We start from the raw sequence: 23818 nt of genomic DNA on the forward strand, positions 1-23818 counted from the left end.
ATCACAAGCCTCCAAGACTATCTAACAAGGCGATAACCGTCGGTGCAACAATAAGCACCACAACAGGTAGCATGATTAACACCACCACAGGTAATGACATTTTCGCGGGGATCTTACCGACCTTTTCTTCTAAACGAAGGTATTGATATTGACGACTATCACTGGCAATTAAGCGTATCGTAGGTGCAATTTTACTGCCGTATTTTTCAGCTTGAGATAAAGCGATAACCATATTTTCAACTTCCACTAAACCCGTTCGCTGCGCTAAATTATCTAATGCGGTAACACGAGAATTTAATAAACGTAATTCCGCTTCAGTGATTAGCCATTCTCGGGATAACTCAGGGGTAATCGTCGCCATTTCGTGACCCACACGTTGAAATACCGCTTCTAACGTCAAACCGGATTCAACACAAATAACCATCAGATCTAGCGCGTCAGGTAACGCGAGGGCAATACGATAATTGACGGTACGAGCACGCCATTTCAGCCAGTGCTCAGCAAGTAAACCACCAGAAATAGCAAAGACTAACGTTTTAGCAATTTCAAATTTATCCAAATCAAAATCTATATACCACTGCCATGCCATCGCACTGATTAACATTAAGGTAATTTTGCAGAGCATAAATATCGCGCCTGCTCGAGGGTCATGAAAACCAGCTTTAACCAGTAATGCAGCGATATCAGGCGCAACGGTCAAACGTAACCAAAGGTTCGACTTGTATCGAGAAGAATTAGATAATTCGCCAGTCTGCGTTGCTGAAACCAAGGCAAGTCGTTTTAATAACAATTCTCGACGTTGTGCAGGGCCATTAAATATCAGCGCCATCACAGCACCACTAATCAGTAAAGTAACGGCAATCCATAGAGATAAAGACATTAGGCTCTCACCTTCGTTAACAAATGAATAATAGCCAGACCAATTGTCATACTAGTCACGACATAACCCAAGACTAAGTGACCACTTGGACTTTCGGTTAAGGTGATAAATGCACTCGGATTTTTGAAAAACATCACACCGATAAGCAGTACAGGTAAACTCGCTAAAATTGCAGCTGTCATACGCGGTTCAGCCGTTAAGCTTTTAATTTTCATCTTAATCGCCGCATTGTCATGCACTGTACGACTTAAGCTATGTAGTACCTCTCGAAGCTGACCACCATTCTCTTCATTTAAGATCAGTGCAACACTAAAGAAGTGAAAACTGACGTAAGGTAAGCGAACACTGGCTTGGCTCAATGCTTGCTTTAAGCCAATTCCAATTTCTAACTTATCGCGGATCAAGGCAAATTCACGCCCCAACATTCCTTGTTGATAATCAGCTATCTGCGCAATGGCTTGCGGTACCGAAATACCAGCTGATACAGCACGTGACATTTGGCCAAGTACTTGTGTGAAAGCCGCCTCAAACTCACTATGCTGACGTGTACTCATGAACCAATAACTCACACCAGAAACTAGCACAATAGTAATCGCAATAATCATCATTCTTATTAACGGGGCAAAAAAAGACAGCGTAAACCAACCTGCAAGTGTCATAACCGCTAATGAGATAAGCAACCAACGCTTAGCTTGGCGATCAAATAACGCATCGATACGAGATTGTAACTGCAACCCATACTGTACTAATGGATTGGTTCTTTGCGTCCAATGAAAGAGTGTGGAAGCTTTATGTGTAGATGTACCAACAACTGTCGCTAACATGAGTCGACGCTTTAACACCCGTCTTTGCTGCTGATATTGCAGTACTTTCAAAGTGCTAAACAAGAACACAATCGATAATAGCAAACCTGTAATCATCACCAGCATCATCGCACTCCCAATGCTTGTTTTAACTGTGATTCAAGTTGATAGTAACGGGCCTTTTCAGTAAAGCGCGGGAGTATCTTATTTGACAAGAATTGCCCCACAAGATCGCCATTTACATCCATGTATTGATAATCAAAATGGAATAAATCATGAGTCAGATATTGATCGCCTTCAAGGCCCACAACCTCAGTGATATTCACAATACGACGTTTACCATCTCGCATACGTTCTACTTGTACAATCACGTCTAAAGTACTGGCAATTTGACGGCGTAATGCTGATACAGGCAAATTGACTTCTGCCATCTGTAACATATTTTCTAAGCGAATAAGCGCATCATGTGGGGAGTTAGCGTGAAGCGTTGACATTGAACCATCATGACCGGTATTCATCGCCTGCATCATATCAAATGCTTCAGCGCCACGAACTTCACCCAAAATAATACGGTCTGGGCGCATTCGCAGAGCATTACGTAATAATTCACGTTGTCCAATGGCGGTAGACCCTTCTGCATTCGCAGGGCGAGTTTCAATGCTGACAACATGTGGTTGCTGTAATTTTAATTCCGCAGCATCTTCAATCGTGATAATACGTTCGTCGGGTGAAATACCAAATGACAGCGCATTCAATAATGTTGTTTTACCTGCACCCGTACCACCAGAGATCAATACATTTACACGTGAACGAGCAATAATATTCAATACACTCGCCATCTCGCTCGACATTGCACCTAATGCAGCAAGCTGTTCTAAACTGTGCTTCTGTTCATTAAATTTACGAATCGAAATACACGTACCATTTAATGCTAATGGTGGAATGAGCACATTCACTCGGCTACCGTTTGGTAAACGAGCATCGACCATAGGTGTTGTTTCATCAACACGGCGGCCAATACGACTCACGATTCTTCTCGCTAAGTTCAATACGTGTTCTTCATCGCGAAAACTCACGTCTGCACGTTTTATCTTACCGCGATACTCAACAAAAACTTCACGATGTCCATTAACCATAATGTCGGTGATCTCTGGATCATCCATCAACACTTGTAACGGCCCAAGCCCCAGCATTTCATCAACAAGGCGTTGACTAATTGCACGCTGTTCAATACCGCCAATCGGAAATTGTTGACGTGCAGCTATATCCCCTACTGCTTCAAACGTGCGGACTTCAAGCTCTTCGGGGCTAAGTGTGACAACAACCGCTGGGGCGATAATCGCCATGATTTCTTTTTGAATAACACGAAAACGCTGTTCTTCAATATGATGATTCGGTGTTACCTCTGCAACAGACGTTAGTACTGACAATGTTGACGCTGATTCAGTCTCTGGTGTCGATGTTGTTATACGCGTTCCAAACATTACGCCCCCTTACGCCAGCGAAATAAACGTCGCTTCGATGCTTCAGTATCACCACTAATCAGTGCAACTAATTTTTTAAGCGCTTTCGCATTACGGCTTTTTTGCGTTATCGCTAATACGCCTAATGCACTACTCGTGCGCATATAACCTGGTGAATATGGTATTTCAGCGTCCAGTTTTCGATCTAATGTCGCGGCCACATCTTTCGCTGTAATTAACGATAGAGACTCAGGTGTTGTATGATTCAACACCACTAATGTGCGTGTTGTTGATGACGTTTCTAACTTCGTCAGTAATTGATTAGTACTGCGAATAGACGCCAGTGTTGGTTCAACGATCACAACACGAATATCGCTACTATTTAATGTGTCAAAACCCACTTTATCGCGTAAACAAAACGCGGGAATATCCCAAAGTAAATGCGTTGCTTGTTGTAAACAGAATGCCGATACTTTCGCCATACTTGTTACATCAGGCCAGAAGTGCTGCTCAAAACCTGACGCATAGCCAGTAAACACATATAAGTCATCATTCACCTTGATGCCACTACGTTGGTAGATAACAGGTTCTAGACGATCAGGAAATTGCAGCATTTCTAATAATGCATTGTTCGCTTGTACGCTAAATTGCAGATCTAAATCACCGGTGACAAAGTCAAGGTCTGCACAAGCAACGCTTGTATTCTGCTGTTGTGATAAACCCCAAGCAATATTCGCTAATAAAGACGTTGTACCCGCGCCACCTTTGGCACTGACTATCGCAATTTTATTCGTATTAATCGGATTATTCACAACATCACCGACACTATATTCATTCGCTATTGGCTGAGACATATTCATGATTATTGTCCCCCTAAACTAGCGGCAATAGTCTTATCCGCATTAGAGTCTGTTTTCGTATTACTATTTGCACTCGGTTGGTAATAAGCATCAACCCTTGAAACCGCTTTACGCCCTTCTGTTGCATCAAGGGTGCGCCCAACAATCAGATCTCTTGGTGTCGCGACCATTTGCGCTAACGCACTGACATTTGCACACCCAAAATTAGGACTAGAGTTGAATTCATTCAGCACCATATGCCCCTCTTTACCAGCTTGGCAATGAGGAACAAGGCTACGGTATGACTCAACGATCAAAACAACATCGATTGTTGATGACGTCTCTTTAACTTGGCTTGCCACCTGAGATGGATACACGCCAGCCTCTTTCAATAAAGTGATTAATGCAGGTACGACGTTTGTACCTTTATCACTATAACTGTCAATTTTAACCCTCAGTGCAGACTGCTCGCCACGTTGATAAATAAAGGTATTAATCGCTGCTTTATCACTTTTTGTTAGTCTTGTTGAATCAAGTTTCAACGCAATTTTATGTGTCACGGCTTCTACTTGAACCTGTGGTTGTCGCTGTACAGAATCAATGGCACACGCATTCAACAAACCACACATTATTAATATCGAAAATATCCGCATAACTACCTCAGTAATAAAATCCGTTATCGCCAAGCAGTCGCGGTTGGCGATTGTCGGTACGATCTACATTGTCTGTTGAATTTGTTGCTTGTGTTGATATTGGCCACGCTAATAAACGTTCAACATCGCTCATCGGGATCAAACCATCCGTCGGTAGCGGTAACGAGTCAGAACGTGTTGGTTGCACTAAATAAGCAGTCGCAATAATAATGAGTTCGGTTTCTTCACGCTGAAATTCTGTTGAACGAAATAGCGCACCAAGTACCGGAATATCACCCAGCAATGGCATCTTTTGTAACTGCTCAATATCTTTTGATTGCAACAAGCCCCCTAACGCAAAGCTTTGACCACTAGCCAATTCAACCGTCGTTGATGCACGGCGCGTTACAAAGGTCGGGAATGAAGAACTGCCTTGCTGGCCACCAATTTGCACACTGGTTTCCGATGACACAGTACTGACCTCAGAAGATACTTTTAGACTAATTTGATTAGCACTTAATACGACAGGTTTAAAATCTAATTTCACACCAAATTGCTTATATTCAACCGAGGCCGTATCACTGTAAACTAACGGCAGTGGGATCTCGCCACCCACTAAGAAGGATGCTTCTTCACCACTCATTGCGGTCAGGTTTGGTTCAGCTAATACCGACATCATGCCATTAGTCGCTAATGCATCAACGATCACCGATAGATCAGCCCAACCCGCAGGATTAACACCGCCAAGTTTGCCACCGTAGTTTTCTAAAAATGCAAACGTACCGGTACCAAAACCCTGTGAGCCCCACTTAATACCTAATTTATTTGATACTTTACGGGACACTTCAGCAATGCGAATACGCAAGTTAACTTGATTAGGCATGGTGACTTGCAATTGGTTTATTAGCTCATCATCATCCGTTTTAGTGGCTGGAGCAGGTGCGGCAGTCGCACCTTTCTCATTATCCCCTTGCTGACCCTCACTCGACTCAGAAACGGCAAGTGAAGAAACATAACCTTCAGACAAACGAACAATTTTCTCTGCCATGCTTGGTGTTGGTACTTGCCCTTTTAAGAACAACTTACCCGCTGTCGACTCAGCATTAAATATCGCGTCAGGAAACTCACTATGAATCAGGTCATTAAGTTCGGTGACATTATGGTTAACCTTCACTGTTGCAGAGTAAATAACATTTTCTTTTGCATCGAGTACATACAATGATGTACTGCCTGTTTTCTTACCAAATACCATTATCTTGGTGTTGGTTAATGTTTGATAATCGGCAATACCACTACTGGCAATAAAAATAGATTTCGCAGTTTTTGGTAACACCACTAATCGGGCTTTGTTTAATACCACATCTAAGGTTTGCGCTTGTAACGCAGCGCTAAGTAATAATAGCGACAATGCACTCACTAATTGTTTAATCATTTTTCGTTTCCTGCATTGCTCATCACTCGTTTATCCTTCGCGCGAAATTCAACTAAACCAATATCAGGTTGAACCTGCTTGATGGCAGGTAAAATATCGTCGACATTAATCGCAGGAATAGCTGCGATACCTGTTTCATCGTTGTTTTTACTGCGCAGTACCATTGATAACGTACCAAGTTGATTTGCTAACGTAATTTGGTTCGCTTGTATTGGCGAAACCTCTAACGTCACGGTACTATTATCTGGAATAACACCTTTGTTACTCTTTTGTTTTTCCATATAACGCGTCAATTGTAAGGCGTCGTTAAATGCCAATACTCGGACATTTTGAGCGATGGTTTTAACGTATAAACTCTGGGTTTCATTACCGCGTGAGCGTAACTCTTGCGCTTTTGATGCAAGCAATAACACGTCAACATGATCACCGGGACCAATTAAACCCGAATTCGCAGTGACTTCATCAACAGGCACTGAAACCGCACGGTAGTTTGGACGTAACATCACGGATAAAAATCCACCTTGTTCCGGTTTCAAAAAGTCTGATGGACTTAATATTTGTCCCGCAGAAAAATCACTGGCTGCGACCGTATTTTCCAAACGAGTAATAGAGAAAGTCGCTTTATCAATAAAGTCGATACGATCATCTACATCACTTTCATCTACTTTTTTCCAAGCGAATAACGAGGCGCTATAGGGGCGACCAATGGTGATATGTTGTGTCGTTACAAGTACTTCATAAGTTTTAACAGTCGTCTGTTTAGGGGTGCTTTTTGCTGGTGCAGACAAGCCAAAAAACAACCATACTAATCCCAATAGCGAGATACAAACAGACAGATAAACTAAACGTTTTGCATTCATAATTATTGCTTCTATTAATACGGTCTATACCGTAATGAGCTGAATTAAAAGTATTACTTATCGTCTTGAATCGTTTGAAGCTTCTGAATAACAGACTCATACGTACCATTAATAGCTTCAGTCAGGTCACCGTTACTGCCTAAAAATTGCAGCATAATAAGTGACATCGCAGCCGCTAAAATGGCATATTCAATGGCTGCTGCACCACGTTGTTTTTGTTTGTTGTTTTTCATTTTTTATCTCTATTGTTTTTATAATGTGATAAGGCAGTTAACATTCGCTAACTGCCTTATAAAAAAGCAGGTAAATACCTGATTAATCAGATGCTGTTAAACGATAAACATACGCTGTACTCCAGCCATACATGATTTTATCAACATCAGAAACCTTATTAGTGTTCATGTTGTAGCACTTTTGACGGCCATTCTGTGCGCCGTCGGCAGTCACATAACAAAGCGTTGAACTCGATTTTTCCACATTGTTGTTACGGAATACCGCGCTATCAACAGGTGCTAATAACGCTAATTCAGCTAAGCTTGGCACGCGCCAATTATTTTTATTACACAGACCGTCACTATTAATACGAGACACCTCAGCTAATACTGAATCAGCATCCGAGCTAGTGTTGCCATATTCCTTCGCTCTTGTCGTTGAATCAGCAGAATCAAATAGCTGCCACGTTTTCTTTGTTTCCGGCTGATAAGCACATACAGCATCATTAATATTACTCGTCACAGCACCTACACTATCAAGCAGTTGATAAGACAATTTAATTTCACTCACTAAACGTCCAAGTACCACTTCATCTTCATCTCCTTGTTTTGATTCAGAGCCGCCTGATGAAGAATTATTAACGGTTCGATAATGATAAGTTTTCTGTTCATCACTACTGCGTTCTTCAGCAGTCCAATACCAAAATTTTGTTGCAGGTAAAGCACCGGATAGCCAATCATTGATGTCATATTCAGGCTTAAAAGCAAGATGATTGGGGAATACTTCAACATCAATTGTTGCGTTATTTTTAACAAAGCCAGTTTCAAGCGAAATTAGCTGATCTTGAGTTGGTAAGACCCAGTTACTACGTCCGCATAATTGCGCTAATTTTGTTGACTCAACTAAGCCACCAACACCCATCACACTTGCAATACCAGCACCTGACGCATCAAACGCTAAATCATCAGCACCCTTTGGCAGCCCATCTTTCAGTAATGTCCAAATACGTTTACGAATAGGATCACGGTTATCCATCACACAACGCCAACCTTGTGCATACGATGTCGCACTTGGTAAATAATCACCGTTGATATCTAACTTAGCAAAGTGAGTACCAATAACAGCATCGGCAGCTGCAACGCTATAACCCGCACTTGACGCACGTTCTAACCCTTTAACAGCATATTCAGTCAACGCGTCCGCATCCGCTGATGTTGGTAAATGACTAAACATAATAAGTAACTTATTAAGTGCCGAAATTAGGCCAGAGTTATTCGCAGCTGGTAATTCATCAGTCGCCGCTTGCAGGTCAGCGGTGATCTTGATGTTCGCCTTAATAAAATCATTGATTGCGGCTGTTGCAGCAAATAGGTCTAAACTCTTCGCATGGATATCTGCGCCATTTGTTGCCGCTAATAATGCATCTTTGGTGGTATTTGCTGCTGTATTTTCATCCGTCAATTTTATAAGGGCTGTTAACGCTGGCGTCACGTTTAATGCCGAATTGAATGAGGTATGCAGTGCGGTTAAATTGATAAACGCCACTTTAATCGATGCTATATTGGTATTAATTGTTGCTTTCAAAGCATCATCAACGCTGCTATCACTTTCGAGCATAGTTGAGTAAAGTGTGAATAAATCGAGCTTTTCTTGATATTCAACGAGGGCTAACGTCAATACATCAAATATTGCTTTCGCTTCACCTTCCGCAGTTGTCACATCAGATAATAATGGCGTCAAAGGTTGACCAGCTAACGCTTCGAGTTTATTGATAACAGCAATTAAGTTAGTCGAGGTTGTTTGCCAATGACCATTTTGTAGCGACACTAATGCCTTAATATCCGTATCTGCAGCAGTCATATCAGTGACTATCTTAGCTGTGTCTGGTAATGCCCAGTTTAAAATTACTTTCGCATTCGTATACGAACTAGTAATTTCTTTGCCCGCACTTATTTTTTTAAACGTCTCAGTATCATTGACAGTTTCAGATGCCCAGTGTGCATCGTATTTGTCATTACTCACGAGGTAGTCATTAAAAGTACTCGTAATATAGCTTGAATCAATGAGCGTTTTAGCCGTCATGTCTACCGTACTAAGTAACGACCAATTTGATATGTCACAGAACGATTTCCCTGACAATTCAGGTACGCTATCTGCGCTAGAGTTACCACCAGCATAAGCCCAAAATTGTGGGTTTTCGCCTTTAGTATCGTATTCAATATAACAGCCATCACTACCAGCTTTAGACCAGCTACCTGATGATGTTAAATCTCGTGACTGATTCCACTTATTCATTGATACAACACGTATTACATAAAAATCAGCACTCGCTGCGGTTGCAAATAAGGTTTCGCCAGCAGGATTCACTTGATTCGCGATTGCGTTTTTCTTAACACGTACACCAACGTTGGTTTTATCATACGCTTTAGGGCCAACGTGTTGAGGCTTATACGTTACAGCCTGCCAAGTAGTTCCGCCATCATTGGTAAATTCGTAATGTTCGGGTTGATCATAAGTAACCTTCGTATTCGAATTCGTCACCCAATCCCAGCTGAAACCATTGGTTTTAACTTCACTTGGGTAACCCGTACTACCAATATTTTTGTTTACAATATCAGGTGATGTGGGTGCAGCAATAACAACGGGCACACCCGCTGTAAATGCTTTAGAGCTAATAAGGATAGCGCCCGCTAATGTGTCCGTTGCTGCGTTTGCTTTAACACGCACTTGTACATGTCCAGCATCAATATCAACATCACCGACTTCTAAGGGTTTGACCGCAACAGTCGTCCAATCTACACCGCCTGTCAGTGAGTATTCATACTCGCTATCGTTATCAAAACCAGTAACGATATCCCAATCAAAGGTATTTAAATTATCATCTTGAGCAGGGTTTGTCGGTGCTTTAGGTCTAACAATAACAGCGCTTGCGGTATAAGGGGACGTGCTAATAAGTGCTTCACTCGCCACTCTATTTTGTGTCGAATCAGCTTTTACACGGAGTTGAACATCACCCGCAGCGTATACTGCATCGATCGGTAATTGGTGAGGATTACCATTCACCGTTTTCCATGGCTGATTTTGTATTTTGATTTCGTAAAACTGCTTGCCGCTGAAGTTATTACTCCAAGTCCAACCAAACTGATCTAAGTCATCGTTAGCGATTGGCACAGTTGGCGCGTCTGGTTTTACGACCGGTTTTGTAGGCGTTGTCGACTTTGGATCTGCACCCGTTTCATTACAACCCGTCAATACAGTTCCTGCAATCACTGTTAATGCGAGCAGTGATTTGTTTGCTCCTAACAACATCTTCCCTATCCCTTTTAATGTTAGTTTAAATAACTTTATGAAAACTATAGTCAAACATAATTTTTCGCATATACTAACGGTAATGAGAGTGATTATCAATTGTGTTTGATCGATAAGTGTTGATAATTGAGCTTAATAGACTAATGGTGGCCAGAAAACGAACAACATCTGGTATGAAATTTCAACAAATGAAGTGCTAATATTATGAATGGAAAGTATAAACTGTCAAAAATAGCGACAATTTTGGCAAGCTGTAGTCTCATCATTAGCTGTGGCGGTGAGCAAACGAGCAAAACAACCGCTGATATTTATGCCTACAGTAAATTATCTACTTGCTTGGATGCAGACCGAAATAATGCGTGTGGTTCACAGGAAAAAAAAGTGGCAAACGTAGCGACAGTGCCTAGCAGTAATAACTTGCCCTATCTCATCGATGATGTGAATTATTTACTCACCGCACCAGCGAGTGCAGAAGTCATCAGCCCGTTTACCACCTTGATTCAAAATGAAGTACTGTTCAACCCACAAATATCAGGGAGTGCGCTGCAAGCCAAAGCATATTTACAACAGTTATTTGGCGACCAGTATGGTATTGATTTTAACAAGCTAAATTACGAGCATGGGCCAAAAGAACCAACCGAATTATTACTTGCTTCATTTGAACATGCTCTTTCTTTACAGGGAGATTCAAAGGTACTGAAAATATCAGCAGCGGTTGATAAAATGATCAGCACTGCTAATTTTGATATTACCCAAAGCTTGTCACAAGCGGATCTGGACAACCGTTATGTAAACTTAAATAACCAGTACCTCATCTCCGGTACTTATCCAGTGAATACATTATTTTCACCTCGTTCTATCACCATAAATGAAAATACAGGGATGCTACTCGCGCTTGTTTACGGTGATAAATTATTGCAAGTGGATACTACGACAGGGTCGAGTTCTACATTTTCAACCACAAGTGATAAACCGCTATTACCAAGCATATCGAAGTATGACGCTCGCGATCACGACGATTGTGATGACGACGATGATGATTATAGTTATAGCGATGATTGTGACGGCGGTGGTACACAGCCAACATCTACAATGACATACGCAGCACAAGGTAATCACAACCAGAATGCTTACTTGATTTATCAGCCCACCATATGGGGTGATTATACCGCAACCGACAGCTGTAATAGCACAGGTACTAACGGTATTTATCTCACTGAACTAGGTAAAAATAGCAAGTCATCTCGACTATCATCCGAAGTGCATCTTGATACATTAAGCCGCGCATCAGGCGGAACACCAACACCTGTCGAACCGACATTACCTGATTCATCTGCCGACTGTAAAAACAACCATATCAAAGACTTAATTGTATCTCACAATCAGGACTTGGTGACCGCAGTGTTTGCTGGAAATACAAAAGAATTACAACAATTATCAAGTTCAACATTAGCACCAACAGGCAAGCGTTATATGTTATCTTCAACCCAGCCAAAACTCACATTAAGTAAAGAACAAAAATCATTATTGGTATTACAAACATCGGCACCTGAAGCAGTTGTTATCAACGCTGAAACTCTTCAAAGCCGTAGCCGAATAATGAAAAATAACATCGATCATGCCGCTTTCGTGAACAATGATGAATATTTGATTGTCAGTGATAAAACCAAGACGCTAAGCTGGTTTGACATTGCTCAACCAAACTCAGCAGATGCCACCTTGGTACTGGGTGAAAATGTAACGAAACTCGCCTCAGATCCAAGCGGTAAGCTAAGCGCCGCACTCACAGATAAAAACATATATCTCATCGATAATGCCTCAAAAGAGGTTATCTACTCACAAGCGTATTCACACCGTAATGTGTATGGCATGAGCATGCTGAGTAACCGTATTATTATTAGTCGTTCGGGGGCTATTGATTATATTCAATTCGATAATTTAACTGGTTCAGCCATTAAAGTAGCAAAACAGATGTTATCAAAAGACTTGCTAACACGCTGGTCTGTGGCCTCAGGTCGTTCATTAACAGGTATCACACTGGCCGAATTATTACGCGATATTGGTGAGAAGGATGAAGTTACTCAGCAGTTTAGTGATATTGACCTGCTATGGCGTCCAAGTAGCGCTACGTCTGTTGCAGATGTAAAAGAAGTGATTATTACTGGAGATTATCGCGACCAACGTATTAGCGTATCTAAAGCGATATAATATAAGCGAAGCACAACGAATAAACCTACTTGAGAATACTAAGGTAGGTTTATTCGTCATTTCATCGTGTGTTAACGCGATTAACTAACTCGCTGAGCATCACAGACAAACGCTCAATTTTAATATTGGATAACTGTCGATAATCAAAATAAGGACAGACAATTAAACGGTTTGTTACATCAACCGCAAATTCATCGTCTAACCACACTAAATTAGCCTGTAACTGACCAGATGAAAGCAAGGTCTTTGCGTAAGTACGCCCGCATATAATATGTATCGTTGTAGCTTGTTTATCACATAAAGGTGGACTAAATAACAACGCAGTTTCACTGCCTGCTTGTAGCAAGTATTCATCACGATATTTCTGCCACGTTGGGGCTCGCTGTGCAAATGAAAAATCAGCTGGATTTAACGCATACAACAATTTCGCATAGACGTTAAAGACTTTACGCCAACCATTCCCGCACGCTTGACCTATCGCATTAATTTCTCCTGTCACGAGGGAGTTAACACTCTGTATACCTTGATACTCCAACATGTTTGGCGTATTTGCTAAATACACAGCAAAGGTAAATTTAGAACAGCCAAAACCTCTATTTATCATCACACCCTACGCCTATTTCTATCATTAAACAAAATCGTTCATTAAACAAAGCCGTATTATACATGGCTTATGAATAACTTAAAAAACACTTTGTTTAACCTAAGATTGATACACCAAAGGCTTTTGTCATTGATAAAATAAAACCAATAGAGAGCACCAAATTTATCACCAGAAAAATGAATGAAATTGATATCGCTAATCCATTATCACGGTATTTACCGACTAAATAGTTAAACACTTTTTGCATCATTGCCAATGCAATAAAAAATAAACTCGTTGCAGATACAATGCCGATAACGAGTGGTATAAAGTGACTAGTTTTGTCATAGATGACAAATAATAGGCTTGTTGTGCCTAACCACCACAACCATGAAAACCATAAATTGATATACTTTTTATCAAGTGCTAACTCTCCCAAATCAACCAATATTTGAAAAGAAAGCACAGCAATACTTTTGTTTCCTGAGCGACTCTTAAACCTATTCCCTGACCTACTCATCGCAATAACACTCCACGTTATACCAAGTTGTTTATAATTACCTCAGTGCTAACTCAATCATTGAGTCAGTACATTCATCATTACATTACTTCGTTAAATGCATCAAACTAAAACCCATTTTAAAAATCATAACGAATAAAATAATCCTTTATAAAATTAATCAAGATCAATAAAACTTTCGTTATATCCACGTTTCAGCATTCCTGTATTTACAGCCATGACACCACGATGTAAAAATCACATCACTCTCGATATTAGGGCTTCATCATGCAAACGACTCTCGACCAAGCTATGTTACAAATTGCACTCGATCTCAATTTAAACTTGCCTTCGGGTCACCACTACCAACGCTTAATGCAGTCTCTACAATCAGTATTACCCTGCGATGCGAGTGCTTTGTTTATTCTTGATGACGCCGGTTTATTGTCTGCTGCGGCCGTAAATGGTTTGTCCGATGAAGTATTAGGGCAGAAGTTTGATCCCCTACAACACCCTCGCCTAAGTGCGATTCTAGCCAGTCGTGAACCCGTGCGATTTCCTGCCAGTTCTACCCTGCCAGATCCGTTTGATGGTTTATTAAAAAACGACCCAAACCGATCTATCGATGTACATGATTGCATGGGCTGTAGCTTGTATGTTGAAGATCATTTGGTTGGCCTTATCACCCTTGATGCCATGCAAGTCGGGGCATTTAACCGTATTGATGATATTACCGTGGCGACCTTTGCAGCCTTAGCCGCTGCAACAATTCGCAATGTAAATCAGGTTGAAGCCTTACGTAAAAGTCATCGCCAGCAACAAAACATGAATCAGGTATTGATCCAAGAAGCACGTAATAAAGGCGGAGAATTAGTCGGTGTCAGCCCAGAAATACAAAGCTTACGTGACAATATAAGCATGGTTGCTTACTCCGATTATGCCGTACTCATCAGCGGTGAAACAGGTACAGGCAAAGAACTCGTCGCCCATGCCGTGCACTCCAATTCATCACGCGCCACACAACCGATGATTTACGTAAACTGCGCAGCACTGCCCGAATCTCTGGCTGAAAGTGAACTATTTGGTCATGTAAAAGGCGCTTTTACCGGGGCAAATAACAGTCGCGCGGGTAAATTTGAACTGGCTGATGGCGGTACCATATTCTTAGATGAAATTGGTGAATTACCGCTGTTAATGCAAGCAAAACTGCTACGAGTGATTCAACAAGGTGAAGTGCAACGTGTCGGTGCTGATAAGAACTTAATGATTAATGTCCGCATTATCGCAGCAACTAACCGAGAGTTAACCGAAGAAGTCGCAGCGGGTCGTTTTCGAAGTGACTTGTTTCATCGCTTAAATGTGTTCCCAATTAACGTACCGCCACTGCGTCAGCGACAAGGTGATATCGCAGTATTATCCGGTCACATACTCGACCGCGTTCGCACCCAGTTCAATGTGGCTAAATTACAATTACACCCAAAAGCTTTGACAGCACTCAACCACTACAGCTGGCCGGGTAACGTCCGAGAGTTAGAACATACTTTAATGCGTGCAGGTTTGCGGGCAATTCAAGCACAGGAAAGTCTGATCCAACAACAACACTTATCTGATGAAGTCAGCCATACCTATTCATACAATGCAGAAACAGAATCAAATACGCTTCCCACAGCATCATTTGAGCTACGCGATGCCGTTGAAACCTATCAAACTAAGCTCATTACTCATGCCCTACAGCAATCAAACTTTGTGTGGGCACAAGCAGCCGAGTTTTTACAGATGGATCGCGGTAATTTATACAAGATGGGCAAAAAACTCGGCATTGAACCCAAAGCATTACGCGCAGCTGAGTTAGTCTAGCCCTACCGAACACGCTTGATGTACTAATCACATCAAGCGTGTTGTAATAACCACATCAAAATCAAGTTCAACAAAACACAATACCCTTAAATATCAACAAGATAAAAGTTGGCACATTAGCTGCAATATAGTTTATGAGATCATCGTTAATTCGATATCAATCATATAATTATAATGGAGTTTTAAATGTTCTGTATTCAATGTGAGCAAACGGTTCAAACACCAACGGCTAAAGGCTGTTCTTATTCTCAAGGTATGTGTGGCAAAACGGCTGATGTGTCAGACCTGCAAGACATACTTGTATTTAATCTCCAAGGCGTTTCTTTCTGGGCAGAGCTTGCGCGTAAATACGACATCATCGATACTGAAATCGACGCTTGGGCACCACGCGCATTCTTCTCTACTTTAACTAACGTCAACTTTGTGCCAGAGCGTATTACTGAATACACTGAAATTGCCGAACGCTATAAGATCCAATTACGCACACAAGTAATGGCAGCAGCATCAGCAACGGGCGAAGCATTACCTGAATTATCACCAGCAGCACAATTTGTGTTACCAGCTACCGCTGAAGAAATCATGAACTTCGCACCAGAAGCCGCTGTAAACCGTGGCCATGAAGAATTACACGAAGACATTATTGGTCTGCGTTTATTATGCCTTTACGGCCTTAAAGGCGCAGCTGCATACATGGAACATGCCCATGTACTTGGTCAAAGTGAAGAATCTATCTGCGCTGAATACCATCAAATCATGGCATTCTTAGGCACAGAACCAACAGATGCCAATGCCCTACTTGAAACATCAATGCAAATTGGTTTACTCAACTACCGCATCATGGCGATACTAGACAAAGGTGAAACAGATACATTTGGCCACCCACAACCAACACAAGTAAACGTAAAACCTGTAGCGGGTAAATGTATTCTTGTTTCGGGTCATGACTTACATGATTTAGAAAAAATCCTGCAACAGACCGAAGGTAAAGGCATCAACGTTTACACCAATGGTGAAATGTTACCTGCGCACGGTTACCCAGAACTAAAGAAATACCCTCACTTAGTAGGTAACTTCGGTAGTGCTTGGCAGAATCAGCAGAAAGAATTTGCTAACTTCCCTGGCGCTATTGTGATGACATCTAACTGTCTCATCAATCCAAACGTAGGCCAATACGCAGATCGTCTATTCACTCGTAGCATTGTTGGTTGGCCGGGTGTTGTGCATATTGAAGGTGATGATTTCTCACAAGTAATCGAATGTGCATTAGCACAACCTGGTATTGCCCACACAGAAATTGAGCACCTGATCACCGTTGGTTTCGGTCGTAACGCATTGATGGAAGCTGCACCTGCTGTGATCAATGAAGTGAAAGCTGGCAACATCAAGCACTTCTTCCTTATCGGTGGTTGTGATGGCGATAAAGAAGAACGTAGTTACTTCACTGACATTGCAGTAAACACGCCAGAGGATTCAGTTGTACTCACACTCGCTTGTGGTAAATACCGTTTCAACAAGAAAGAATTTGGCGACATCAATGGCATTCCGCGTCTATTAGATGTGGGTCAATGTAACGATACTTACTCTGCAATTCAATTAGTGTTAGCACTAGCAGAAGAGTTTGACTGTGGCGTGAATGAACTGCCGCTAAGCATCGTTCTATCTTGGTTCGAGCAAAAAGCAATTGTGGTGTTATTAACGCTATTCGCTTTAGGCATCAAAGGTATTTATACCGGTCCTACTGCCCCTGCATTCTTAACTGACAACTTGATCAAAGCGTTACAAGATAACTTTGATATGCGCAGTGTTGGTGACGTAGAAACTGATTTAGCGACGATGCTTTCAGGTCAATAACATTGGCAGATAAGTCAGTTAGCGAGTAAATAACACTCGTTGATCAATGCGGTCATATTCCGATATACCGCATTGATTAAAAGCGCTCTACACACCATAACCCCATCACCCTATTCAAACATTTAATTATTACAGCCATAGGTGCAACTCATGTCTTCTTCAAAAACGCCTTCATCTACGCTTACGCCTCCAACACTTAAGCCCCTAAAATTAAACAGCACAGGCTTGGGTCAATCAGCGGCGAGCAAAGAACAACCTGCGCCTGTAAGCAGTAAACTACAAGCACCTAAATTAACACCACCTAAACTTAGCTTTACGCTGGGTGGTTCCGATAACAACAATTCAAAAAATACAGCGAAACCAGCTGCATCTAAACTAACACCACCTAAACTTAGTTTTGCGCTTGGTGGTTCTGATAACAACAATTCAAAAATCGCAGCAAAACCATCATCAAAGCTATCAACTCCTAAGCTATCAACTCCTAAGCTATCAACTCCGAAACTGAGTTTCTCACTGGGTGAAACAACTGTAAAACCAAGCGTAAAACCAACAATCTGGTCGCCAACTACAACCTCATTAGTACTGGTAAAACGAGAAAATGAAACCCACGATTCCATGAGTTTTACCTTTGCCGCAGCAGATCAAACACTCTTTGATTTTAAGCCCGGTCAATTCGTCACTTTAGCGGTTAAAATTGAAGACAAAACTCACTACCGCGCGTATTCAATTAGCTCGGAACCACAACAAAAGCAATTACGCTTAACCATTAAGCGTGTACCTGACGGTTTAGTATCGAATTGGTTAGCTGATAATTTAAGTATCGGTGATCACTTGTCTGCATTAAACATTGCAGGCCAATTCAACAGCAGCGACTGCCAGCACAAGTCTAAACTACTGCTCATTAGCGCAGGTTGTGGTATCACCCCTGTTATGTCGATAGCAAAGACATTATTAGCGCAAGATAGCGAAGCCAACATTGAATTTTTACATTGCGCAAGAGACAAAGACAACGTCATCTTCCATGCCGAAATGCAAACATTAGTCGCTCAGCACAGTAACTTCAAAGTGCAATTACTGTTAGAAAATAGCGATGGTTTTACCGATTTCAGTATCAATAACAGTTCAGATAAGAAGACAAACCCTAGCGCCCTACCACATCAAACCGGCATGGTGAGCTCAGACGTTATTCAACAACTGTATCCCGATTTAAAAGAACGTACTATCTTCCTGTGTGGCCCTGTTGGTTTTATGAAAGCAGTAGAAAATATAGCGCAAGAAAGTAATTTTGATATGGCGAACTTCTTCCAAGAAAGCTTTACACCAGCAGCAGATAACAAACAACAAGATAAGATAACATCAGGTGCATCAACAGCCAGTGTGATGTTGTTCGTACCCGATTTTTCTGTCGAGAAAAAAGTCGCCCAAGGTTCATCACTATTAGAACTACTGGAGAATAATGGCGTGCCTATTATTGGTGCATGTCGCGCCGGTGTTTGCGGTTCGTGTAAATGTAAAGTCACTAAAGGCAAGGTGACATCAACCAGTACTGAAACACTCACCGCAGCAGAAATTGAGCAAGGGTTTGTATTAGCCTGCTCAAGTACAGTTGAAGAAGATATAGCTGTAGCACTGAGCTAATCATCGCAGTGTAAATAATACAAAATAAGCATCGGGGTATCATAAAGTGGCAGGCTTTATCGATACCTCGATTTTATGTGTCTACCTATCTATCCCTCAATTACCTTTTATGGTTAATCGCTCTTGTTTGGACATTTTACCGCGAGATAAAAAGACCAACAATAAGGCTAAATATACTGAACCACGATAACTCTGCTACTATTAACAAGAGATTTTGTAGAGGGGAAACTCAATGAGTTATAACCATATATTAGTTGCTGTCGATTTAACTAACCCCAGTGAAATAGTGATAAATAAAGCTATCTCATTAGCAAAAGAGGCTAATGCTAAGCTTTCACTTATTTATGTTAGTGCTCATCATTTGAAAGTTTCAGGTCCGGGGGACATCCCATGGTTAGCATCGCCAGAACTTGAAGACACGGACAATAACGAAAAAGAGAAGGAGCAATTACAAACAGAGCTCAGCGCATTTGCCGAACAGCTTGATTACCCCGTTGAAAACACGCTGGTTTTAATCGGTGATCTGGAAGTAGAATTAACAACAGCGATCCATCAATTAGGTGCCGATCTATTAGTTTGTGGACACCATCATGACTTCTGGAGCCGTTTATTATCTTCAATACGAAAAATTGCAGACACCGTCGACACTGATTTATTAATTGTTTACCTTGAAACATAATAAGACAGTCGATGACTAGAGCAACCACCGCTTTATCAAAGCGCATTTATAAGATATTAAAATACAACAGATCCATTACCTCAACGGTATTTTAGAAAATGGATAGTTAAACTTAATATTGGCCTGCAACTGCGGTAGTTGAAGGCCAAACTAGTTAGGAGAACAATTTACTCAGCAATAAGTACCAATCAATAAGCTTGCTGACATGTTTCATCACATGTTCTGACTAAACGAACCGTTAACTTCTCGTTATTTAATAGGGTATATAATAATCCATTTTGAAATTCAATTTGCCACGCTTTCCCTGCATTACTACTACTCGGTGTACTAGACCAAGACTTAGACACAGCAGGTAATAACGGATGGTTTATGAAAACTGATTTATTTAAGCTAGGTTCTTCACAAGCCGTTTCAATAATACTATAAAGTTCTTTTATATCAGGTAATCGCCAATCGGTATGATTACTACTTTCCTTATTAAATACCTCGACTTCAGCTAATGCCTCCCACCAAGTGAAATACTGCAAGTTCCCGATATTACAACGCGAACCGGCGAGTCCACGAACACAAACTTGCCACTCTAACCGTGTTGCTTTATCAAATACAGTGCCATCACTATTTCGGATGTAACGTCCAGTAGGTGTCGAATTTTCGGCATTATCATTACAGCGTTGCTCTAATCCTTTAACTGATATCGATGTAGTTAATAATAATATTGTACTAACAAGGTAAAGTGTATGAGAAATTAGGCGGGTATCCATCATTACATCCTTTTTATGATTACGACTATTTTTATTCCACGCGATTATTACGCACTAATCGAACAGCCCTTGGTATGCTAGTCAAGTTACCTTGAATATTGCCATATAAGAAATTAACTACCCAAGCTGAGTCCAAGTCGTCAATATCAATATCCGCAGTCCAATAATAGTCATTTTGAGTATAGGGAAAAAATGCAGTTTCAGTTGCAGGCACATCCTGCGAGTAGTTAACAATACTTTGTAGTTCTACGCGTGTTGGTAAGCGCCAATCATTGTAACCACACCAGTTTAATTGATTCATAACAAGCGTGAATTTCTCAGTATCACAATGATTGCTATCAATACAAATTCCCCCATTCTCAGAAACGCCATGCCCCTCAAAGCTTTCATCACTCGACCTAAACCAAGAGTAATTATAATCTGCATCGTTAATGCTGCCCTTACCTACCGCAGACTTAACTTCCCACATCAGTTCGGTGTGATTATCTAAGATGCAAGACCACTCCGTGGCATCAGAGGTAATCGCAGAGCCCTGTGTTCCAATTTTTGTAAAGTCTAATGATTGCTCTTGGCGAGTAAAATTCTCATTTAAGCTTAGTCCTGCAGGGTTTAAATTAAACCGTATCGTATAATCAGACGAAAACTCCCCTCCTCCAGTGCCAGGATAACTATTTCGCTCAACATTACTATCACTGCTATTAGGGCAGCCAACGAGTAGTGAGAGACTCAAAAATACAATTAAATACTGCATAAATGCTTGCCCAAAGAGTAACTTAGCTAGAAGTTTAGATTACAAACATCAATTCTTCATAAAAAATCAATGAAAATTAGATAGTTGCTAGACTTAATTTGCTATGAGTCACGTTTTATTTTCCGGATATAAGAGGTCAGGTGTCGGTCGTTAAACCTATGAGGTGGCATTAGCAACTTATACCTTCGCCTTTACCGTGGTGTATTTGTATTTATCCCCCTAAATGGCTTAGAGTAGTCACTCTCTCACGTGTGGTCCTGTCGTATTCGATATAATTGGCTATGGCGAGAGTCGACCTTGCCATTTACAAAAGAGGATCAAAACAGCTAAAGAAAAGCACGGAAAAGCGATACAATACTCGAGTTGCGAGATCGCAGCATGAGATATTCATTCACAGAAAACTTCAAAGTAGTCACATATGTCTAAAGATTTTGATTTCATCACAGAATACACCCTCGACAAGCCCTTTTTTGCTGAGTGTTATGATCAAACTAACCGCCCTGCTAAATTTCCAAAGGCCTATTTTAAAGGAATACTTTTTCTTATTTTTGGTGTGGTTTTAGTGAAGTTTGAGCTATTACCCAGCGGTTACGTTGGTTGGTTCTTTATTGTTTTGAGTATCATTGAGATGTTCAGTATTTATTTTAAAAGAAGCTGGTGGTTATGGCGACAAAAGTTCAGCTTAAACTCAGGCAGCAAAGTAGTATTTCAGGGGGACGCTAACGGTGTGAGTTATAAAAACCGTAAAAAAACCCACAATATCGCATGGACTGAAATCGACCAACTTCAACAAACCGATTTAGGGTTTATCCTTCATATGGGAAAACAGCGCCAATACGTCAGTAAATCTTGCTTAAGTGATGAAGTGATTACGTTCATGGTAGAGCAGCACGCAGTATCAAAAATGAACTAACATCAATGCGTGAAAAATAGAGGTAATACAGCGAATACGGTCAGGCTTTTCATTTTGCTTTGATAAAAGTCGTTTAGTTTCTAACTTAGGGTGTAGTGAATGAGAGGATTTAGCTAGCCACATATAGGCTAGCTAAATGATTGTAATGCTAGAAGTAATGTTCAGTCAATTCGGGTAATAAAGGTTTGCTCGTCATCTACAAAAGCCACAAAGCCGCCGTGATAGATAAATACCCGACCACGCCCCTCAACTACGCAGGCAAGCTGTGGGTTCAAATCTTCTTCGTTATCCTGACTTTGAAAAGTGCCGGTATCGGTGATTACGCCGCTGAGTGTAGGCAAATATCCATAAGTGCGCTTGGTTTGATCAATCAGGTTTAATTCGCTGGCGGTAGATAAGCAAAAGGGGATCGCACCAGCTTCTTCGATAAATATAGTTTTCAGTTCTTCAAAAGCTGTAATCACCAGCCAGTCGATGCCGTTAACATGATGGATAAACATAGGGTTTCTCGGTTATTTTGGTGCGGAGATTTTATCACTATTAGGGAAGAATGTAGTAGAGATAACGGCAAGAACTCAACAAAGCCTAATGAAATGGATTTTTATTGCTGCACTGACCAGCGGTGATGTTCTTTTTCCAAGCCAAAGGCGGGATCAGAAAGCGATTAACTATTCGTACTATCGCTACCTTGGAGTTGAATTAGAAACGTATTGTTACTTTCAGAAGGCACTGATTGTTAGTCGAAAGGAACCCTATTTTGTAGGGTTCCAATTAACCGCTATTCTGACAAGTTCTTGCCCCAAAGTGGCTTAGAGTGACTGCTCAGCCACAATATATTCATATCGGTTTACCATACATTTTATCATGCAAAATTTACCCACTTAGTTGATCATATTTATGCACAAAGAAATGGTTAGACAGGCTGGTTTTATACCGTATTATTGGTATGTTGGTGAAAGCAGTCTCGATTTGTTAGAAACAGACAATAAAAAATGCTGATATAATGATTATTTTCAATGGTTAACTGATTTGGTGATTCGAGACGTCCTACTATACAGATCTTAAGGTAACTAAAATGAATATATCAATTGAGTCAATTTCCTTAGAAGACGTTGATTCGCTTTTAGCTTTTGAATTGACTAATCGCTCTTGGTTTGAACAACATGTTCCGCCGCGTAATGAATCCTTCTACACTCCGCAAGGTGTGAGAGAGCAGATTTCCGAGTATTTATCACTGCATACCAAAGGTGAGATGTATCCAATGCTTATCCGTAGTGATTCTAATGAAATTTGTGGCCGGATAAACGTTCATCGAGTTGAAACTGACACATTTTCTGGTGAGCTAGGTTATCGCATAGGAGAGCTATTTACCTCCAAAGGTATTGCGTCAAAAGCGGTCGATAAGTTGGTCGCATATTTGATCTCGGAGACTAAGTTGAATTATTTGACAGCAGTGGTTCTATGCACCAACTTAGGTTCACAAAAAGTACTTGAACGTAATGGTTTCAGCAAGATTAAGGACATTGCAAATTATTCGAAGCTTAATGGTGAAGTCAAAGATGCTGTTGAGTATAAGCTACCGTTATCTTAACAACTTACTCAAGCGGACGCGTAACGTTCAGTGGTTTTGGTTTGAAGTTACGTGAG

General features: G+C 41.0%; 21 protein-coding genes. 7 read left to right on the forward strand and 14 right to left on the reverse strand.

Going from position 1 to position 23818, the window contains the following annotated elements:
• Nucleotide 1: 1 nt before the first annotated feature.
• The 9 genes from HWV00_RS12645 to HWV00_RS12685 all read right to left on the reverse strand — a co-directional run bounded on the left by HWV00_RS12645 (nucleotide 2) and on the right by HWV00_RS12685 (nucleotide 10431).
• Complete coding sequence (locus HWV00_RS12645) at nucleotides 2-880, reverse strand: type II secretion system F family protein (protein ID WP_211681760.1); 879 nt, start codon at nucleotides 878-880, stop codon at nucleotides 2-4.
• Nucleotides 880-1812: a type II secretion system F family protein gene (locus HWV00_RS12650; protein ID WP_255554533.1), complete on the reverse strand. Its 933-nt coding sequence runs from the start codon at nucleotides 1810-1812 to the stop codon at nucleotides 880-882. Before HWV00_RS12650 ends, HWV00_RS12645 begins: the two co-directional genes overlap by 1 nt.
• Nucleotides 1809-3167, reverse strand: a complete 1359-nt coding sequence (locus HWV00_RS12655; RefSeq protein WP_211681762.1) for a CpaF family protein — start codon at nucleotides 3165-3167, stop codon at nucleotides 1809-1811. The genes HWV00_RS12650 and HWV00_RS12655 overlap by 4 nt, the downstream gene beginning before the upstream one ends.
• The gene (locus HWV00_RS12660) at nucleotides 3167-4006 is read right to left on the reverse strand and encodes a hypothetical protein (RefSeq protein ID WP_211681764.1); all 840 of its coding nucleotides are present in this window, start codon (nucleotides 4004-4006) and stop codon (nucleotides 3167-3169) included. The genes HWV00_RS12655 and HWV00_RS12660 overlap by 1 nt, the downstream gene beginning before the upstream one ends.
• Nucleotides 4007-4008: 2 nt before the next feature.
• Entirely contained in the window at nucleotides 4009-4638 is a 630-nt protein-coding gene (locus HWV00_RS12665) for a CpaD family pilus assembly lipoprotein (protein ID WP_255554534.1), read from the reverse strand.
• Between the two features lie 7 nt (nucleotides 4639-4645).
• Entirely contained in the window at nucleotides 4646-6049 is a 1404-nt protein-coding gene (locus HWV00_RS12670; RefSeq protein ID WP_211681766.1) for a type II and III secretion system protein family protein, read from the reverse strand.
• Nucleotides 6046-6909, reverse strand: a complete 864-nt coding sequence (gene cpaB, locus HWV00_RS12675) for a Flp pilus assembly protein CpaB (RefSeq protein WP_211681768.1) — start codon at nucleotides 6907-6909, stop codon at nucleotides 6046-6048. The genes HWV00_RS12670 and cpaB overlap by 4 nt, the downstream gene beginning before the upstream one ends.
• Before the next feature lie 53 nt (nucleotides 6910-6962).
• Complete coding sequence (locus HWV00_RS12680) at nucleotides 6963-7142, reverse strand: Flp family type IVb pilin (RefSeq protein ID WP_211681770.1); 180 nt, start codon at nucleotides 7140-7142, stop codon at nucleotides 6963-6965.
• Between the two features lie 82 nt (nucleotides 7143-7224).
• Entirely contained in the window at nucleotides 7225-10431 is a 3207-nt protein-coding gene (locus HWV00_RS12685; RefSeq protein ID WP_211681772.1) for a hypothetical protein, read from the reverse strand.
• Nucleotides 10432-10635: 204 nt separating this feature from the next.
• On the opposite strand from HWV00_RS12685, the gene HWV00_RS12690 reads away from it, so the two are divergent.
• On the forward strand, nucleotides 10636-12639 hold the full coding sequence (locus HWV00_RS12690) for a hypothetical protein (RefSeq protein ID WP_211681773.1): 2004 nt from the start codon (nucleotides 10636-10638) through the stop codon (nucleotides 12637-12639).
• Nucleotides 12640-12700: 61 nt separating this feature from the next.
• On the opposite strand, the gene HWV00_RS12695 is transcribed toward HWV00_RS12690, so the two are convergent.
• Together HWV00_RS12695 and HWV00_RS12700 are read right to left on the reverse strand one after the other, a co-directional pair.
• Nucleotides 12701-13243 (reverse strand): hypothetical protein, encoded by a 543-nt coding sequence (locus tag HWV00_RS12695; protein WP_211686555.1) that lies wholly within the window; start codon nucleotides 13241-13243, stop codon nucleotides 12701-12703.
• A gap of 94 nt (nucleotides 13244-13337) precedes the next feature.
• Entirely contained in the window at nucleotides 13338-13688 is a 351-nt protein-coding gene (locus HWV00_RS12700; protein ID WP_211681775.1) for a hypothetical protein, read from the reverse strand.
• Nucleotides 13689-14009: 321 nt separating this feature from the next.
• Here HWV00_RS12700 and norR point away from each other — a divergent pair, with 321 nt between their 5' ends.
• The 4 genes from norR to HWV00_RS12720 all read left to right on the forward strand — a co-directional run bounded on the left by norR (nucleotide 14010) and on the right by HWV00_RS12720 (nucleotide 19746).
• On the forward strand, nucleotides 14010-15578 hold the full coding sequence (gene norR, locus HWV00_RS12705) for a nitric oxide reductase transcriptional regulator NorR (protein ID WP_211681778.1): 1569 nt from the start codon (nucleotides 14010-14012) through the stop codon (nucleotides 15576-15578).
• A gap of 186 nt (nucleotides 15579-15764) precedes the next feature.
• Nucleotides 15765-17429 carry a hydroxylamine reductase gene (gene hcp / locus HWV00_RS12710; protein WP_211681780.1) on the forward strand — a complete coding sequence of 555 codons (1665 nt, stop codon included), beginning with the start codon at nucleotides 15765-15767 and terminating at the stop codon, nucleotides 17427-17429.
• A gap of 150 nt (nucleotides 17430-17579) precedes the next feature.
• Nucleotides 17580-19067: a hybrid-cluster NAD(P)-dependent oxidoreductase gene (locus HWV00_RS12715; protein ID WP_211681782.1), complete on the forward strand. Its 1488-nt coding sequence runs from the start codon at nucleotides 17580-17582 to the stop codon at nucleotides 19065-19067.
• Nucleotides 19068-19299: 232 nt separating this feature from the next.
• Entirely contained in the window at nucleotides 19300-19746 is a 447-nt protein-coding gene (locus tag HWV00_RS12720) for a universal stress protein (protein ID WP_211681784.1), read from the forward strand.
• A gap of 188 nt (nucleotides 19747-19934) precedes the next feature.
• On the opposite strand, the gene HWV00_RS12725 is transcribed toward HWV00_RS12720, so the two are convergent.
• A complete protein-coding gene (locus HWV00_RS12725) occupies nucleotides 19935-20510 on the reverse strand; it encodes a DUF1566 domain-containing protein (RefSeq protein ID WP_211681786.1) in 576 nt (191 codons plus the stop codon).
• A gap of 28 nt (nucleotides 20511-20538) precedes the next feature.
• The gene (locus HWV00_RS12730; RefSeq protein WP_211681788.1) at nucleotides 20539-21258 is read right to left on the reverse strand and encodes a DUF1566 domain-containing protein; all 720 of its coding nucleotides are present in this window, start codon (nucleotides 21256-21258) and stop codon (nucleotides 20539-20541) included.
• A 418-nt stretch (nucleotides 21259-21676) separates the two neighbouring features.
• On the opposite strand from HWV00_RS12730, the gene HWV00_RS12735 reads away from it, so the two are divergent.
• Nucleotides 21677-22171: a DUF308 domain-containing protein gene (locus tag HWV00_RS12735; protein WP_211681790.1), complete on the forward strand. Its 495-nt coding sequence runs from the start codon at nucleotides 21677-21679 to the stop codon at nucleotides 22169-22171.
• Between the two features lie 161 nt (nucleotides 22172-22332).
• On the opposite strand, the gene HWV00_RS12740 is transcribed toward HWV00_RS12735, so the two are convergent.
• A complete protein-coding gene (locus tag HWV00_RS12740; protein WP_211681792.1) occupies nucleotides 22333-22671 on the reverse strand; it encodes a cytosolic protein in 339 nt (112 codons plus the stop codon).
• Nucleotides 22672-23246: 575 nt separating this feature from the next.
• Here HWV00_RS12740 and HWV00_RS12745 point away from each other — a divergent pair.
• Nucleotides 23247-23762 carry a GNAT family N-acetyltransferase gene (locus HWV00_RS12745; protein ID WP_211681794.1) on the forward strand — a complete coding sequence of 172 codons (516 nt, stop codon included), beginning with the start codon at nucleotides 23247-23249 and terminating at the stop codon, nucleotides 23760-23762.
• The last annotated feature ends 56 nt before the right edge of the window (nucleotides 23763-23818 follow it).

The sequence above is a fragment of the Moritella sp. 24 genome (assembly GCF_018219155.1).
Classification (GTDB): domain Bacteria; phylum Pseudomonadota; class Gammaproteobacteria; order Enterobacterales; family Moritellaceae; genus Moritella.